The organism is Sorangium sp. So ce281, from assembly GCF_051527395.1.
Lineage (GTDB): Bacteria > Myxococcota_A > Polyangia > Polyangiales > Polyangiaceae > Sorangium > Sorangium cellulosum_B.
Genome location: NZ_CP150322.1, coordinates 8887035 through 8901761, shown reverse-complemented (window position 1 = coordinate 8901761; position 14727 = coordinate 8887035). Strand labels below are relative to the sequence as shown.

Sequence of the window (14727 nt, the reverse complement as noted above, 5' to 3'; positions counted from 1 at the left end):
CGGAATCGACCGCGTAGCCTACCGCAAGAGCACCGCGGGCCAGAGATCCGCCGGTCAGGGCGACGTGTGCCTGCGACGAGCGCCGCTGGCGTCATGAGGTCGCCGAGCCAGCCAGCGATAGCGCGCGCGCCGGGCCGGAAGGAGAGCGAGCAGCGCGGTCACCACGAGGACACCGCCCGTCGAGCTGCGTGTCGCGCCGCCGACCGAACATCCGCCGTCGTCGCGGGCCGGGGCTCCGGGCGCGATGCCCTCGTCCGGAACGATCTCGGCCTGTCGCTCGCATTCCCCCTCCACGCAGTCCGGATCGGGAGCACCGCAGCCGCAATCGCACTGTCCTCCCTCTCCGTACCAGAGGGACGAGCACACCCAGTGACCGGGCGGCGTGAGCCCGCAATCCAGGCGGCACGTCCGCCACTCGCTTGCCTCGCAGCGGCCGTCGCCGCAATCGGGGACGCCGCAGTCGGCGGGGCAAGTGGCCACCTCCTCGCCGAGCGCGCAGATCGAGTCCTCGCACACGCCGGCGTCCCCGCAGAGCCGCTCGCTCGGCCACCCTTCCTCGCAGAGCGCCTGAACTGCCCGCCCCGCGAGGATGATCCCCTCTCCCGTTCGAGTACCAGACGAAGACGTGGTCCGTCGTCCCCGCGATGCCGATGCCTCGGACGCTCGCGATCGTGTAACCCGGCGGCAGCGCGTAGGACGTCGGCCCCTGGTGGGCGTCGAGATCCCACCTGTGGCGAGACGTTGATGGTCTGCCTTCCGCCCTGTCTTCCGGCGGGCGAGGTGCACTCGTTGCTGAGGACGAACTCGACGTAGTCGCTCTGGGTCGTGCGGGCGACGAAGTCGAAGTCGGTGTTCGTCTCCCAGTGAGCGATGGCGTCGTCGATCTTGGTCCGCATCTCTGTCGGCACGTCGCCGTCGATCAGGAAGGGTATGGTGCGGTTGGGCCACCGATAGTCTCTTATCGTCACGCCAGATCCCTTTGGCCGCGACTCGAACTCCTCCACCGTGCCCGGCACGATGTCGCCCTGGTAGATGGCCCGTCCGTCCACCACGTCGTAGTTGAGCTCCTCGGGTCCGTTCTTCCCATTGACGAGCAGCGACCGGCTCTCGCCCTGGCGCTTGATGTTGAGCTCAGCCGACATCGACTCGGTGAAGCAAGGTCCACGGAATCGATGGTGCAGGGGTCCACCTCGGCGTGGGCGACGATCGGCTCGTCCCGGTTCCCTGATCGCGCCAGCAGCACTCCACGCGTCGCCATGCTCGACCGAGCGCCGAGGGCGGCGCGCGCCAGCTCGACGGCCCTGTAGCCGCGTGGGGCGACGGGAGCGTGGGGACCAGGGGCATCGAGACATCCTGGTCGACAAACTGGACAATGGACGGCTAAATCTAGAGAGAAGCACCTGAATTCTAGATCGACACGGGCTCTATCTAGAGCTTTCTCTCTCTGATCTGGTTAGATCAAGGCTACGTCGAGAGAATAACCTCAAAAAACCAGGTCATCACACCTTGGATCCAGAGAATCATCTCAAAAAACCAGGTCATCGCACCCTGGATCCAGAGAAACAGCTCAGAAATCAAGCGAAGCAGGTGGGGTCGACTGCGAGCGCATGGTCCGGCCCGACTTCCGGTGGCCGACGTCCCACCGCTCGTCTCTCGACGCGCCGCAGCGCCGCGCTCGAAATCCCCGCCAGCGGCTCTTCGGTCACGGTGAGCCTGAATGGCGTCGCGGGAGAGCGTATCCAGGCGATCCGGGGCAGTCGCGTCGCCATGAACCCCGAGCCGGGGAGACGTGTAGCCGCGGCCGGTCGACGCAACGCGTCTCGCGCGCTGCGCCGCGCTCCGGCAGCGGTTCCGCCACGGCCCGCCGCTCGTGCATCCGGCGGGCCGGGTCGGCGGCGCCTCGGCCCGGAGCCAGGGGCTTGCGCAAATTTCGGTGCCAGGCATTGTGCCGGTGCGACGGGCCCTTGGCACCGGGCGAAACCTTTCCAACAATCCCGACCCGTTCAACCCTCGAGAAAACAGTGGAAACGCAAAATTCTACCATCATCTATACGAAGACGGACGAGGCGCCGGCCTTGGCCACCTATTCGCTCCTCCCGATCGTCGAGGCGTTCACGAAGGCCGCCGGGGTTCGAGTCGAGACGCGCGACATCTCCCTGGCGGGCCGCATCCTCGCCAGCTTCCCCGAGCGCCTGACGGACAGCCAGAAGCTAGGCGACCACCTGGCGGAGCTCGGCGAGCTGGCCAAGACGCCCAACGCCAACATCATCAAGCTACCCAACATCAGCGCCTCCATCCCGCAGCTCGTGGCCGCCATCAAGGAGCTGCAGCAGCAGGGCTACGCCGTGCCGGACTATCCCTCCGAGCCGAAGACAGAGGAGGAGAAGGCGATCAAGGCGCGTTACGCCAAGGTGCTCGGCAGCGCCGTGAACCCCGTCCTGCGCGAGGGCAACAGCGATCGTCGCGCCTCGCCGGCCGTCAAGGACTACGCCAAGAAGCACCCGCACTCGATGGGCGCGTGGAGCCGTGAGTCGAAGAGCCACGTCGCTCATATGTCGAGCGGCGACTTCTACGGCAGCGAGAAGTCCGTCGTGGTGGACAAGGCGCAGGAGCTGAAGATCGAGCTCGTCGCCGGCGGCAAGACGACCGTGCTCAAGCCGAGCGTCAAGGTGCAGGCGGGCGAGGTCGTCGACGCAAGCGTGATGAGCGCCAGGGCCCTGCGCGTGTTCTACGCCGAGCAGGTGGCGGACGCGAAGAAGCAGGGAGTGCTGTTCTCGCTGCACCTCAAGGCCACGATGATGAAGGTCAGCGACCCGATCCTCTTCGGGCACGCCGTCAGCGTGTTTTATGCCGAGGCGCTCGAGAAGCACGCGGCCACGCTGGCCAGGGTCGGCTTCGACCCGAACAACGGCATCGGCGACCTGTACACGAAGATCCAGAGCTTGCCGGCCGACGAGAAGGCGGCGATCGAGGCGGACATCAAGGCCGTCTACGAGCAACGCCCGACGCTGGCCATGGTCGACTCCGACCGCGGCATCACCAACCTGCACGTGCCCTCGGACGTGATCGTCGACGCCTCGATGCCCGCGGCCATCCGCTCCAGCGGCAAGATGTACGGCACCGACGGCAAGCTCTACGACGCCAAGTTCACGATCCCCGATCGCTCGTACGCCGGCATCTACCAGGCCACGATCGAGTTCCACAAGCAGCATGGGGCGTTCGATCCGCGCACGATGGGCAGCTCGCCGAACGTGGGGCTCATGGCGCAGGCGGCGGAGGAGTACGGCTCACACGACAAGACGTTCAAGATCGCCGAGAGCGGCACGGTGCGCGTCGTCGACGCCTCCGGCAACGCCCTGCTGGAGCAGAAGGTCGAGGCCGGCGACGTCTTCCGCGCTTGCCAGACGAAGGACATCGCGATCAAGGACTGGGTCAAGCTGGCCGTCTCCCGCGCGCGCGCCACGGGCGTCCCGGCGGTGTTCTGGCTCGACGAGAACCGCGCCCACGACAGGAACCTGATCGCCAAGGTCAAGGCAACCCTGCCCGAGCACGACACCAAGGGCCTGGAGCTCCCGATCATGAGCCCGGTGGAGGCGATCAAGTTCACGCTCGGCCGCATGAAGGAGGGCAAGGACACCATCAGCGTCACCGGCAACGTGCTGCGCGACTACCTGACGGACCTGTTCCCGATCCTGGAGCTGGGCACCAGCGCCAAGATGCTCTCCATCGTGCCGCTGCTGGCCGGCGGCGGCCTGTACGAGACCGGCGCCGGCGGCTCGGCGCCGAAGCACGTCCAGCAGCTGCAGAAAGAGAACTACCTGCGCTGGGACTCGCTCGGTGAGTTCCTGGCGCTGCAGGTGTCGATCGAGGACCTCGCCAACAAGACCGGCAACGCCAAGGCGAAGGTGCTCGCCAAGGCGCTGGACACGGCGATCGGCCTGTTCCTCGAGAACAACAAGAGCCCGGCGCGCAAGGTCGGCGAGATCGACAACCGCGGCAGCCACTTCTACCTGGCGCTCTACTGGGCGCGGTCCCTCGCCAAGCAGACCGAGGACAAGGAGCTGGCGGCCAAGTTCGGCAAGCTCGCCCAGACCCTGACGGACAACGAGTCCAAGATCGACGGCGAGCTGATCGGCGCGCAGGGTAAGCCCGTCGACCTCGGCGGCTACTACCACTTCGACGATCGGAAGACGTTCGCCGCGCTGCGGCCCAGCGCCACGCTGAACGCGGCCATCGACGGCTTCTCCTGAATCATTCACGGCTTCGCGGCGCTCCCCAGCTCGGCCGGGAGCGCCGCGTCGAGCCAGGCCTCGAAGGTGCTCGACAGCGCGCAGGTCGCCGCGCCGCCGCAGAGGTCCGCGCGCTTCGCCGCGAGCTCGCCCTCGAGCGCCTCCCGCGTGGCTCCCAGCGCGCGCGCGCAGACGAGGTTCTTCGCCGTCTGAGCGACGTTCACGCCGCTGCCGGCCGTCACGACGACCGCCGCGGGCTTCTTGCCGCACGCGCGGCCGAGCGCGGCTGTCGCGCCCGCGCCGCGCCCTCGCCGGCGCCGTCGGCCGCCACGGGCTCGCCCGGCTTCTCGGCCGCGGCCTCCGCGCTCGGATCGTGGATCACCGCGCGAACGGGGTGCCCTCCGGTCCCGTTCTTCTTCCGGCAAAGCAGCTCGAGCCAGCCGTCGAGGCTCTTCGCTTCGCAACCGAGGCCGACGGCCGCTGCGATCGACTCGCTCCGGCCGTCCTTGAAGGACGCCGGCGCACCGGGAGACGCCGGCGCGGTCGACGGCGGAGCCGGCTCGGCGGGCGCCGCGGTCGCGGGGGCCGACGAGGCCGCCTCCGCGGCGGCCGGCGACGCTGTCTCCGCGGCGGCCGCCGCCGGTGCGCTCGATCCGGCCACGGCGTCGTGTTCCGGGCGCGCCAGGCGAACCGAGCTCGATCCTCGCCGGCCAGATCGGATAGGCTGAGCATCCCATTCCATCGCGGCGTCAGGCGCCTGGAGAGAGCAGATGAGCGAGTCCAGCATTCACGGCGGTTGTCTTTGCGGGGCGGTGACATTCGAGGTCGACCCGCCGTTCCAGTTGATGGCCCATTGCCATTGCTCGCGCTGTCGCAAAGGCACGGGCACGGGCCACGCCACGAATCTGGCCGTCGATCCCGGCCAGCTCCGATGGCTGTCAGGGGAAGAGGCCATCACACGCTATGAGCCGCCCACGGCGAAGAGCTTCGGGAAGTGGTTTTGCAGTCACTGCGGGTGCCCCGTCCCGCGCCTGAGGCGCGGCGGCAAGATCGTGCTCGTCCCGGCGGGGTCGCTGGATACGGCGCCGCCCATCTCGCCGACGGATCACATCTTCTGGGCATCCAGAGCGCCGTGGGGGTGCGCCAGCGGAGGGCTTCCAACCCACGACGAGTACCCAGCGTCGTGGTAGGACGACCGGGCGTGTCGTCCCCTTGAGCGTGGCGCATGGTCAGCGGGTCACGCTGCTGTCCGGCCCGGCGCCCTTGGGGGGCTCGTAAGGCTCGGGGCTCTTGCCGACGGTCCTGAGGTTCACGAGCTTGTTGAGCAGGTCGAACCAGAACGGCGCGCCGAGGGAGGCGGCGGCCGCGGTGATGAGGATGCCGGGGGTCAAAAGCCTGTCGAGCACCCCGCGGAGCCAGCCGACGATGCCCTGGCCGAGGACCGCCGCGATCGCGTTCCAGAGCTTCGGGACGCTCGTGTGCTCGGGGGCCTTCACGCCCCAGGTGATCTCGACGTCGAGCCCGGTGATCCGCGAGCGAGCGGCGCTTCCCTCGGCGATCGCGGCCATGATGTCCTCGTTCTGGTCGACGCCGCCGGCCTGGGGCGCGGCGCGGGGCGGCGACTTCGCGATCTCCTGCGCCGCCGCGATCAGCCGGGCGCGCACCACCGCGTCGCGCGAGAGGGCGCCCGCGAGGCGGATGCTGTCGGCGTTGAACCCGACGCAGAGCACGAGCGCCGTCGCGGTGATGATCAGCTGCGCGCGGCGCTTGTACCGGCCGGCGGCCCGGTCCATGGCGTCATTGAACCAGCGCTCCAGCCGGATGTTGGCCTCCCGCATGTCCTTGACCGTGGAGTCGACGATCGTGGTGAGGGCGCGCCGGAGATCGCTCTTCGGCGGCATGCTCCGGAGGATCCGCTTCAGCTCGTCGAGCGGGTCCTCGTCGCGGCCCGGCACCGCCGCAATCTCGCCCGGCGCAGGCGCGGCGGCGCTCGCCTGCGCCGGAGGGACGCCGTCGCTCGCCTGCTGCAGGGGCGCGGAAGCGGCGTCGCCCGCCGGCGCAGGCGCGGCGCCGGCCTGCGTAGGTGGAGCGCTGGCCTGCGGGGGCAGCGCCGCGGCGCCGTCGGGCCAGGGGACGTGCCGCAGGGTGTCGATGAGCGCGGCCACGAACGCGTGCGACGGGATGTAGGACGGCCCTACCCAGCCGTACTTGAGATCCTTGATCAGCGGGTGCTCGCGGAGCTTCGCCGCGAGCGGGCTCGGGAGCGGTCCTGGCATCACCCGGGTGCGCACGAACTCGACAGCACCCCGCGCCACGCGCTTCATGACCTGCTCCAGCGGAGAGCCCTTGGGGGCGGCGGTATCGGCGGCGCCGGGCGACTGCTTCACGTGCGCGTCGAGCTCTCTATCGGCCAGCATGATCTCGATGCTCTGCGCCAGGTTGAGCGCGCGCAGCCGGAGCACGCCGGCGAGCGCCTCGTGGATGGCCGAGCAGAGGACGCTGAGCAGGAAGAAGACGCTGACGAGGCCGATCGCGATGTCGAGGGTCGTTCCCATGGGCATCCGGAAGGGCAGGGCGCGCGGCGGCGCGAGGCGCAGGCCGGCGCGCGTCGCGCTCCCCCGGCCAGCAGGAACAGGAAGGAAGAGGCGGCCCTGCGAGCGCCCGTTCCTCGCCGCGGCCCGACCAGCAACTCCCCTCCGCGGCCCGAACAGCATACGCCACCCGGCGCCGCGGAGCGAGCGGGAGAGCGCGCTCGTTCTCGCGTGTCATCCCGCGTCATCCCGCGCTCGATGCCACGGGATCTTGGTCTACCATCACGCCCCCGTGACGAGCACCACCCTACCCCCCGAGTCGCGGCGCAGCAGCGCGCCGCAGCCGCGCGCCTCCTGGGTCCAGGAGAGGGCCGACCCCGACCGGACGACGATGCGGCCCAGGCGCGCCCGGCTCATGCACGAGCCGCCGCCGGCGTCGCCGCCCGGGACGCTCGTCATCGAGGAGACGCAGCGGCCGAAGATCTTCGTCATCGACTACGACGCCGAGGTCGTGTCCGAGAAGGAGATCCAGAGCGTCGACGAGTGCATTCCCTACCTCACGGACGACCGGCCCTCCATCACGTGGGTCGATGTCCGGGGGCTCGGGCACAAGGGGACCTTCGAGCGGCTGGGCGAGATCTTCCGTGTCCACCCGCTCGCGCTGGAGGACATGGTCAACGTGCCCCAGCGGCCGAAGGCGGACGTCTACGGGGGCGAGCACGTCCTCATCATCGCGCGGATGGCGCAGGTCAACGAGCGCTGCGTGCTGCGCACCGAGCAGCTGGCCATCCTGGTCGGCAAGAGCTTCGTCCTGACGGTGCAGGAAGAGGCCGACTGGGACGTCATGGAGGCCGTGCGGGAGCGCATCCGCACCGGCCGGGGCTCGATCCGGGAGCGGGGCGCCGATTACCTGGCGTACGCATTGCTCGACGCGGTCGTCGACGGCTTCTTCCCGGTGCTCGAGCGGCTCGGCGAGCACATCGAGGACCTGGAGGTCGAGGTGATCGACGCGAAGCGCCGGATGTCGAAGCCGATCCACGATCTGAAGCGGGATCTGCTCACGCTCCGGCGCGCCATCTGGCCGCAGCGCGATCTCGTCAACGCGCTGCTCCGCGAGGACAACCCGATCATCGCCAAGGACACGCGGCTCTACCTGCGCGACACGTACGATCACGCGGTGCAGCTGATGGACATGGTCGAGACCTACCGCGAGCTGAGCTCCGGCCTCATGGATCTCCACCTCTCCGGGATGTCGAACCGGATGAACGAGATCATGAAGGTGCTCACGATCATCTCGACGATCTTCCTCCCGGTCACCGCCATTGCGGGCATCTACGGGATGAACTTCCACCACGAGAGCTCGCCGTTCAACATGCCGGAGCTCGACTGGTACTACGGCTATCCGCTCGTATGGTGCCTGATGCTGGCGAGCGTCGTCGGGCTGCTCACGTACTATCGCCGCAAGGGCTGGATCAGGAAGGACGACGACGGCGGCTGAGCGTCAACAAGCGGCGCGAGCGCGGCGCGTCAGCGCTCCTTCGCGGGCGCGTAGAACGCGAGGTTCCCGAGCAGGCGCGGATCGCCGGGGCGGCGCGCGAGGGCCTTGCGCAGCGCCGCCTCGCCGGCGGCGAGCTCGCCGACGTGGAACGCGCTGGTGGCGACGAGGTCGAGCAGCTTGTGCTCGTAGACCTCGGCGTCCACGAAGAGGGTGGCCTGGGCGGGGAAGGGGAGGGCGGCGCCGCGGGAGGCGAAGAGGTAGGTGAGCGGCCAGCACCGCTGTCCGTACCAGTGCCAGGCGACGGCGAAGAGCGGCTCGGCGCGGTGCGGGCTGTGGGCGTGGGCGTCGAGGTAGCGCTGCTGCACCTCGGGCCAGGGGCGCCCGAGCGCGGCGGCGGTGCGCGCCATGCGGAACAGCGATTCGTAGACCTCCTCCTGCCAGCCGCCGAGCGCGGCGCGCCGCTCGTAGGCCTCGAACGCCTCCGCGTGCCGGCCGAGGCACTCCAGCGTCTGCGCGAGGTAGAACGCGGCGCGGCCGTCGCGGGGGGAGCGGGCCAGCGCGGCGGAGAGCAGCTCCAGGTCGCGCTGCCACCTCCGGCTCTGGGCGGCGGCGTCGCGGCGAGAGAGATCGTGGACGATGTGGGCGTCGGGGACGCGGATCGAGGGGGGCGGCTCGCCGTCCTTGGAGAGCACCTCGTGGGTGGCGCCGACGTAGCGCCACCCGGCCGAGGCGCGGGCGAGCCGGGCGGAGTCGTAGACGGAATCGCCGTAGCGCACGCGGACATGGTAGGCGCCGTGCCCCGGGCCCGACGCGTCGCGGCGCTCCTCGCAGAAGCGACGGAGCGCGTCGCCGGCGACGAGGCGCTCGTCGCCGCTCAGCATGAGGGTGAACACGGCCGCGTCGCCCGCGAGGTCGAGGGCGCGGCTGCGCGTCGCGCCGAAGTCGGCGAAGGGCTCCTCGACGAGATCGCCGGGGACGCCCGCCATGGCGGAGCGCGCGAGGGCCTGTGTGCCGTCGGCGGAGCCGGTGTCGAGGAGGGTGAACCGGTCGACGTGGGGCCTGGCCGAGGCGAGGGTCTCGCGGATGGAGGGGGCCTCGTCCTTGACGATCATGACGAGCGCGAGGAGGGGGGGTGTCACGGGAGCAGTATGCCGCCGGACGCCGGTGGACCGGGGGTTTTAAAAATTGAAGAGGAGGAGGGCGCGCGCCGGAGCGCGGGAGGGGTGACGCGCGGCGGCGGAGGTAGGGCGCGCTCTCTGCGGATTGGTCACGGCCCTGGCGTTCTGTACACTCTCCATGTCATTGTAATGAACATGCGCGGACGCCGGAGTGCTCTCGTGTTCATCGGCGCAGTGGCGCTCCTCGCGCTCGCCGGCAGGGCGGAGCGCGCCTCGTCCGATTCGGGCTCTGCTCCCGGAGGCCACGGGCCGGGCCGCCCGCGCTTCGAGAAGGCGCTCGACGTGCAGGTGTTCCAGCGCGGGAACATCCACACACACACGTCCCTGAGCGATGGGGACAGCGAGCCGCGCGACGTCGTCCGCTGGTACCGCGAGAACGGGTATTCCTTCGTGGCGCTGACAGACCACAACCAGCGCGTCGATCCTGCGATGTTCCAGGATCCCTCGTCGGCGTCGAAATTCGCCGTGATCCCCGGCGAGGAGGTCACGATGTGGGCCGAGGGGAAGGCCGTGCACGTGAACGCGCTCTGCACGCGGGCGACGATCGGCGGGGGCGCCTTCCTGACCAAGGGGGAGGCGCTGAAGTGGGCGATCGGGCGTGTGTGGGCGGAGGGGGGTGTGGCGCTCATCAACCATCCGAATTTCGACTGGTCGTTATCCGCCGGCGACCTCCTGGCGGCGCCTGCGGCGGAGCTCCTCGAGATCCACAGCGGGCACCCGTACGTGTACACGGACGGCGACGCGACGCGCCTGTCGCACGAGGCGCTATGGGATGCGGTGCTCACGGTGCGCGGCGCCGCGGGAGGGGGGATCGTTGGCGTCGCGGTGGACGATCTGCACCAGCTCACGGCCGGGTCGGGCGCGCCGCCCGCGGGGCCCGGCCGCGGGTTCATCGAGGTGTTCTCGCGGGAGGCGTCGCGCGTCGCGATCTGCAGCGCGCTCGCCAGGGGACGGCTCTACGCGTCGTCCGGGGCGAGGCTGCGGAGGATCGCGCTCGCCGGGGACGCGTTCTCGGTCTGGCCGGTGGCGGCGGGCGCGGTCGTCGAGTTCGTCGGGCGCGGCGGGCGCGTGCTGGAGCGGCAGCAGCCCGCGGCGGGGCGGGCGACGTACCGGCTCCGCGGCGGGGAGCGGTACGTGCGGGCGCGGATCACGCGGCCGGACGGGAAGCGGGCGTGGACGCCGGCGTACGCGACCGTGGAGTGAGGGGCAGCGAGGGCAAGCGCACGGCGGCGCTCGCGTGGCCGTGTGGAACGCGCAGACGCATCGGGCCTAGCGGCTGCTCCGTCAAAGAACGTCGAGTTTGGCGGCTCGCGGTTCCCACCCCTGCAGCGAGTGGCTCACGATGGCGGCTCTCGCCAGTTCTGGAGGATGAGCGGGTAGCCCAGCTCCTGGACACGGACGTAGTGCCGCGTGTTTCCGGTCGCGACGCCAACGCGGTGGCAGAGGGCAATTGCGGCGTTCTGGGCGTCACCAACGTCGATCCCGCGACCGGTCCGTTGGAGCTCGCCGTAGATGACCCCCGCGAGGTCGGCGGATCGCTGATCGAGCTCGAGCACCTCGATGTCCTCGAGCATCTCGCGGAACGCGTCGATCCGGCTCGCGCGCTGCACGTGCTGCAGGCCCTGGATGACCTCGAAGACCGTCACGGCCGTCAACGTGTAGCGCCCGTGCTGCGAGAGATAGTCGCCCGCCCTGGCGAGGACCGTCGCGTTCTTCCCCTTGAAGATCTCGGACCAGATGTCCGTGTCAACGAGGGTTCTCATCGTCGAGCCCCCTCGCCCGACCCCGGGCGCGAGCATCCGCCGTGAGCTTCTCCAGCTGGTCGGCGAGCTCGGGATCGTCGGCGAGCCAGCCGAGAGGTGAGACCTTCGGGCGGGGCAGCGAGGCCTCCCGCTGGTCCGCCGACGCGTTCGCGATCTCATGGACGATCCGCTCCACGAGCCGCAAACGATCCGCTACAGGGAAGCTCCGGACTTCTTCGACGAGCTCGTCCACCGTTCGCATCAGCGACCTCCATGCATCGGACGGCAGTGTACCCGGCCGAGGTGAGCCGGGCAGCGAAACTCCGCGGCGGCTCACGCCCCCCCGCGCTTCCCGCCCAGCCGCGCCAGCACCGCCCGCGGCGACATCGTCGCCCGGTAGACATAGATCTCCCCGGCCTCGTCGTCGCCCAGCACCTCCTCGCTCACGCGGAGCTGCTTGCCGACCGCGAGCAGGATCCTCGCCGGAAACCCCTTCCGGATCAGCTCGACGCGCCGCCACACCGCGTCCCGGCTCCAGAACCCGAACGCCTCGAGGTACACCTCCTCCCCGGTCTCCGCGTTCAGGAACACCAGATCAGGGACGCACACCACCTCTCCGGGCAGCGCGAACAGCCGCTCGTTCGGCGACACGGTCCAGGGCGACCCGAGCTTCCTGAACCCCTCGCAGAACGCGTCCAGCTCGGGCGTCGTCTCCGCGAGCTCGCGCCCGTGGTACAGGAGGCCGTCCGCCGGGCCGATCTCGACCGCGAGCGGCTCCTTGTCGCGCCCCCAGCGCAGGTCGGCGCGCAGCCGGAACGAGGCGCACGAGAGCACCGACGGCAGGAACATCGCGAGCCGCAGGCCATACCGCTGCACCGCGTCGAACAGGCTGAACGGGCCGTCGAGCGCGATCGTGTAGCCGGAGACCGGATCGCCCTGGACCACGTGGATGAGCCCGTGAAAGCGCGCCGCCCGGAAGATCCGCCGGTAGCGCTGGGCGCTCTCCCCCTCGACGCGGATCGTCACCTGCGTCGCCCGGAGGAGGATCGACTGCGCCAGCGCCAGGTTGTACCGATCCAGCACGATCTCGGGCGCGTCCGCGGCCGCGCGCCGGAGGATCTCGGCGCCGCGCAGGTCGGCGTAGAGGCCCGCCTCGAGCGCGGCGGGCGTCGTGCCGAGCCGGGCGGCCACCTCGTCGAGCACGGCGGCCCGGTCGAAGCGGGCGCGGACGTCGAGGGCGCGGTGCGCCGCCGCCGCCGCGTGGAACAGCTCGCGCCGGAGCGCCTCGGGATCGACGCCCTCCTGCACCTCGTACTCGCAGCCGTCCTCGAGCACCTTCCTCAGGCCGAGCGAGGCCACGCGATCCCGCGCGGGCACCTCGATGGCGTCGAGCGCGGCCTCGACCTCGTCGCGGCGCTCGCCGACGCGCTGCGAGAGGATGTCGAGGTACGCCCGCGCGACCGGCAGCAGGCGCTCGGCGGCCGCCCCGCGGAGGTACTGCGGCACGACCATCCCGCCCCGGCGGCGGACGCGGACGAGGTCACTGGTAAGCAATGTGCTCCCGGCGCTTGTCGCTCACCCGCTGCTCGCTCGTGCCGAGGGCCACGAGCTCGTAGAGGATCGCCGTCTTGTTCTCGCTCCGGCGCAGGATGCGGCCGAGCCGCTGGACGTGCTCCCGCACCGAGCCGCTGCCCGACAGGACGATCGCCACGTTGGCCTCGGGCACGTTGACCCCCTCGTTCAGCACCTTCGAGGTGACCACCGCGGACAGCGCGCCGCGGTTGAAGGCGTCGAGGATGGCGCTGCGCTCCTTCACCTTGGTCTGGTGGGTGATGGCCGGCAGCAGGAACTGCCGCGAGATCTGGTAAACCGTGGCGTTGTCCTCGGTGAAGACCAGGGTGCGATCGGCGCGGTGGGCGTGGAGCAGCCGCGCGAGGACGTCGATCTTGCCGGGCGCGCACAGGGCGAGGCTGCGCTGGCGGCGGTACGCCTCGAAGGCGCGGCGGCCGGCGTCGGACTGCGAGCTCAGCAGGATGAACTGGCCCCACCCCTCGGGCATGCGGATGCCGTTGGCGCGCAGAAAGCCGATGTACACGGCGCGCGCCGCCTCGTACGCGGCGCGCTCGTCGTCCGAGAGCGGCACCTCGAGCCGGACGACGTCGTAGGCCGCGAGGTACTGCCCGGAGAGCTCGGTGATCTCCCGGCGGAAGACGATCGGGCCGATGAGGTCGTCGTAGCCCCGGCCGTCCGCGCGCTCGGGCGTGGCGGTGAGGCCGAGGCGGAAGGGCGCGAGGCACATCTTCGCGGCGAGCGCGTACGACGGGCTCGGCAGGTGGTGGCACTCGTCGAAGATCACGAGGCCGAAGCGGGCGCCGAGCCGGTCCATGTGGGCGTGCGCGGAGTCGTAGGTGGTCACCGTCAGGTCGAGGACGTCGTGGTAACCGCCGCCGAGCAGGCCGATCGGGACGTCGAACGCGGCGGAGAGCCCGTCGTACCACTGGTTCAGGAGATCCAGGGTAGGGACGACCACGAGCGTGCTGCGCTGCCGGGCGGCGATCGCGAGCGTCGCGACGAACGTCTTGCCCGCGCCCGTCGGGAGCACGACAACGCCCCGGCTGCGCCGCCCGGCCCAGGCGTCGAGCGCCTCGCGCTGGTAGGGGAACGGGTCGTGCTTGGCGAGCGGCGCGAGCGGGAGCGCCTCGTACTTGCGGGCGGCGTCGGTGAACGGGACGCCGCGGGCGCGGAGCCTCAGGACGAGCTCGGCGTAGTCGATCGCCGGCACGCGGTAGACGCGCTCCCGCGCGTCCCAGCGGCAGGACGCGGGCAGGCACGCGGGGTCGAGCGGCGCGCCCTCGGCGGGATCGCCCGTGTCGCCGCCGTCGGGCTCGCCCGCGCGCTCGTCTGCGTTCGATGGCAGCGCGCTGCTGTCGAGCGCAGGCGCCGCCTCGAGCGCGGGGCGCGGGGCGAGGCCTTCGATGCGGAGGGTGCCGCCCTGGAAGCCCAGGACGATCGGCGCTGTGCGGACCGGCTCGGTCATCGGCGCGCTCTTTTGCCGCGGGCAGGGCCGCGTGCCAAGCGGAGACGGCCGACGATCAGGCCAGCTCGGTCGGCATGACCGACGCGCCCCGGAGCGGCGCGCGGTAGCGCACCCAGACGAGGGGGGACTCGTTCAGCGTGATCGTGAGGGCGCTGCCGGCGCTCACCGGGAGCTTGCGGCCGAGCTCGCGGTGGATGTAGCGCGCGATGAGCTCCGGCGTCGAGCGCTTGCCCTCGAACGCGGGGTGCTCGTCGAGGTTCCGGTAGTCGATCTCGGCGAGCACGGCGCGCAGGCTATCCCGCAGCGCGCTCGTCTCGACCACCTGGCCGAGGGGCGAGAGCTCCTCGCGCTCCACCTCCACGCTGACCGTGTACGTCGCGCCGTGCAGGCGCTGCGCAGGGCCGAACTGCACGCCCTTGAGGCTGTGGGCCACCATGATGTGATCGCGGACGCCGACGGTGTACATGGCTCCACTATACCCGCCGCGCCGGCGCTGGAGGGAGATCCCAATC

Annotated in this window: 14 protein-coding genes; 4 read left to right on the top strand and 10 right to left on the bottom strand. The window is 70.7% G+C overall.

Annotated features, from left to right (window positions below; genetic code table 11):
• Window positions 1-158: 158 nt before the first annotated feature.
• Window positions 159-1142: a M12 family metallopeptidase gene (locus WMF27_RS33830; RefSeq protein WP_437764740.1), complete on the bottom strand. Its 984-nt coding sequence runs from the start codon at window positions 1140-1142 to the stop codon at window positions 159-161.
• A gap of 879 nt (window positions 1143-2021) precedes the next feature.
• On the opposite strand from WMF27_RS33830, the gene WMF27_RS33825 reads away from it, so the two are divergent.
• Complete coding sequence (locus WMF27_RS33825; RefSeq protein ID WP_437764741.1) at window positions 2022-4250, top strand: NADP-dependent isocitrate dehydrogenase; 2229 nt, start codon at window positions 2022-2024, stop codon at window positions 4248-4250.
• Between the two features lie 5 nt (window positions 4251-4255).
• On the opposite strand, the gene WMF27_RS33820 is transcribed toward WMF27_RS33825, so the two are convergent.
• On the bottom strand, window positions 4256-4471 hold the full coding sequence (locus WMF27_RS33820; protein ID WP_437764742.1) for a hypothetical protein: 216 nt from the start codon (window positions 4469-4471) through the stop codon (window positions 4256-4258).
• The gene (locus WMF27_RS33815; RefSeq protein ID WP_437764743.1) at window positions 4468-4890 is read right to left on the bottom strand and encodes a hypothetical protein; all 423 of its coding nucleotides are present in this window, start codon (window positions 4888-4890) and stop codon (window positions 4468-4470) included. Before WMF27_RS33815 ends, WMF27_RS33820 begins: the two co-directional genes overlap by 4 nt.
• A 109-nt stretch (window positions 4891-4999) precedes the next feature.
• Here WMF27_RS33815 and WMF27_RS33810 point away from each other — a divergent pair, with 109 nt between their 5' ends.
• Complete coding sequence (locus WMF27_RS33810) at window positions 5000-5419, top strand: GFA family protein (RefSeq protein WP_437764744.1); 420 nt, start codon at window positions 5000-5002, stop codon at window positions 5417-5419.
• Window positions 5420-5458: 39 nt separating this feature from the next.
• Here the strand turns inward: WMF27_RS33810 and WMF27_RS33805 are convergent, their stop codons facing one another.
• Window positions 5459-6784: a hypothetical protein gene (locus tag WMF27_RS33805; protein WP_437764745.1), complete on the bottom strand. Its 1326-nt coding sequence runs from the start codon at window positions 6782-6784 to the stop codon at window positions 5459-5461.
• A 268-nt stretch (window positions 6785-7052) separates the two neighbouring features.
• Between WMF27_RS33805 and corA the strand changes: the two genes are divergently transcribed.
• Entirely contained in the window at window positions 7053-8258 is a 1206-nt protein-coding gene (gene corA, locus WMF27_RS33800) for a magnesium/cobalt transporter CorA (RefSeq protein ID WP_437764746.1), read from the top strand.
• A gap of 29 nt (window positions 8259-8287) precedes the next feature.
• Here corA and WMF27_RS33795 read toward each other — a convergent pair whose 3' ends face one another.
• Window positions 8288-9397 (bottom strand): hypothetical protein, encoded by a 1110-nt coding sequence (locus WMF27_RS33795; protein ID WP_437764747.1) that lies wholly within the window; start codon window positions 9395-9397, stop codon window positions 8288-8290.
• A 198-nt stretch (window positions 9398-9595) separates the two neighbouring features.
• Here WMF27_RS33795 and WMF27_RS33790 point away from each other — a divergent pair, with 198 nt between their 5' ends.
• Entirely contained in the window at window positions 9596-10639 is a 1044-nt protein-coding gene (locus WMF27_RS33790; protein WP_437764748.1) for a PHP domain-containing protein, read from the top strand.
• A gap of 134 nt (window positions 10640-10773) precedes the next feature.
• Here WMF27_RS33790 and WMF27_RS33785 read toward each other — a convergent pair whose 3' ends face one another.
• The 5 genes from WMF27_RS33785 to WMF27_RS33765 all read right to left on the bottom strand — a co-directional run bounded on the left by WMF27_RS33785 (window position 10774) and on the right by WMF27_RS33765 (window position 14681).
• Window positions 10774-11199: a PIN domain-containing protein gene (locus WMF27_RS33785; protein ID WP_437764749.1), complete on the bottom strand. Its 426-nt coding sequence runs from the start codon at window positions 11197-11199 to the stop codon at window positions 10774-10776.
• Entirely contained in the window at window positions 11183-11440 is a 258-nt protein-coding gene (locus WMF27_RS33780) for a hypothetical protein (RefSeq protein ID WP_437764750.1), read from the bottom strand. The genes WMF27_RS33785 and WMF27_RS33780 overlap by 17 nt, the downstream gene beginning before the upstream one ends.
• 71 nt (window positions 11441-11511) lie before the next feature.
• Window positions 11512-12732, bottom strand: coding sequence for a DUF790 family protein (locus tag WMF27_RS33775; protein ID WP_437764751.1), 1221 nt, complete (start codon window positions 12730-12732; stop codon window positions 11512-11514).
• Window positions 12719-14215: a DEAD/DEAH box helicase gene (locus WMF27_RS33770; protein ID WP_437764752.1), complete on the bottom strand. Its 1497-nt coding sequence runs from the start codon at window positions 14213-14215 to the stop codon at window positions 12719-12721. Before WMF27_RS33770 ends, WMF27_RS33775 begins: the two co-directional genes overlap by 14 nt.
• Window positions 14216-14270: 55 nt before the next feature.
• The gene (locus tag WMF27_RS33765; RefSeq protein ID WP_012239418.1) at window positions 14271-14681 is read right to left on the bottom strand and encodes a 6-pyruvoyl trahydropterin synthase family protein; all 411 of its coding nucleotides are present in this window, start codon (window positions 14679-14681) and stop codon (window positions 14271-14273) included.
• Window positions 14682-14727: the final 46 nt, after the last annotated feature.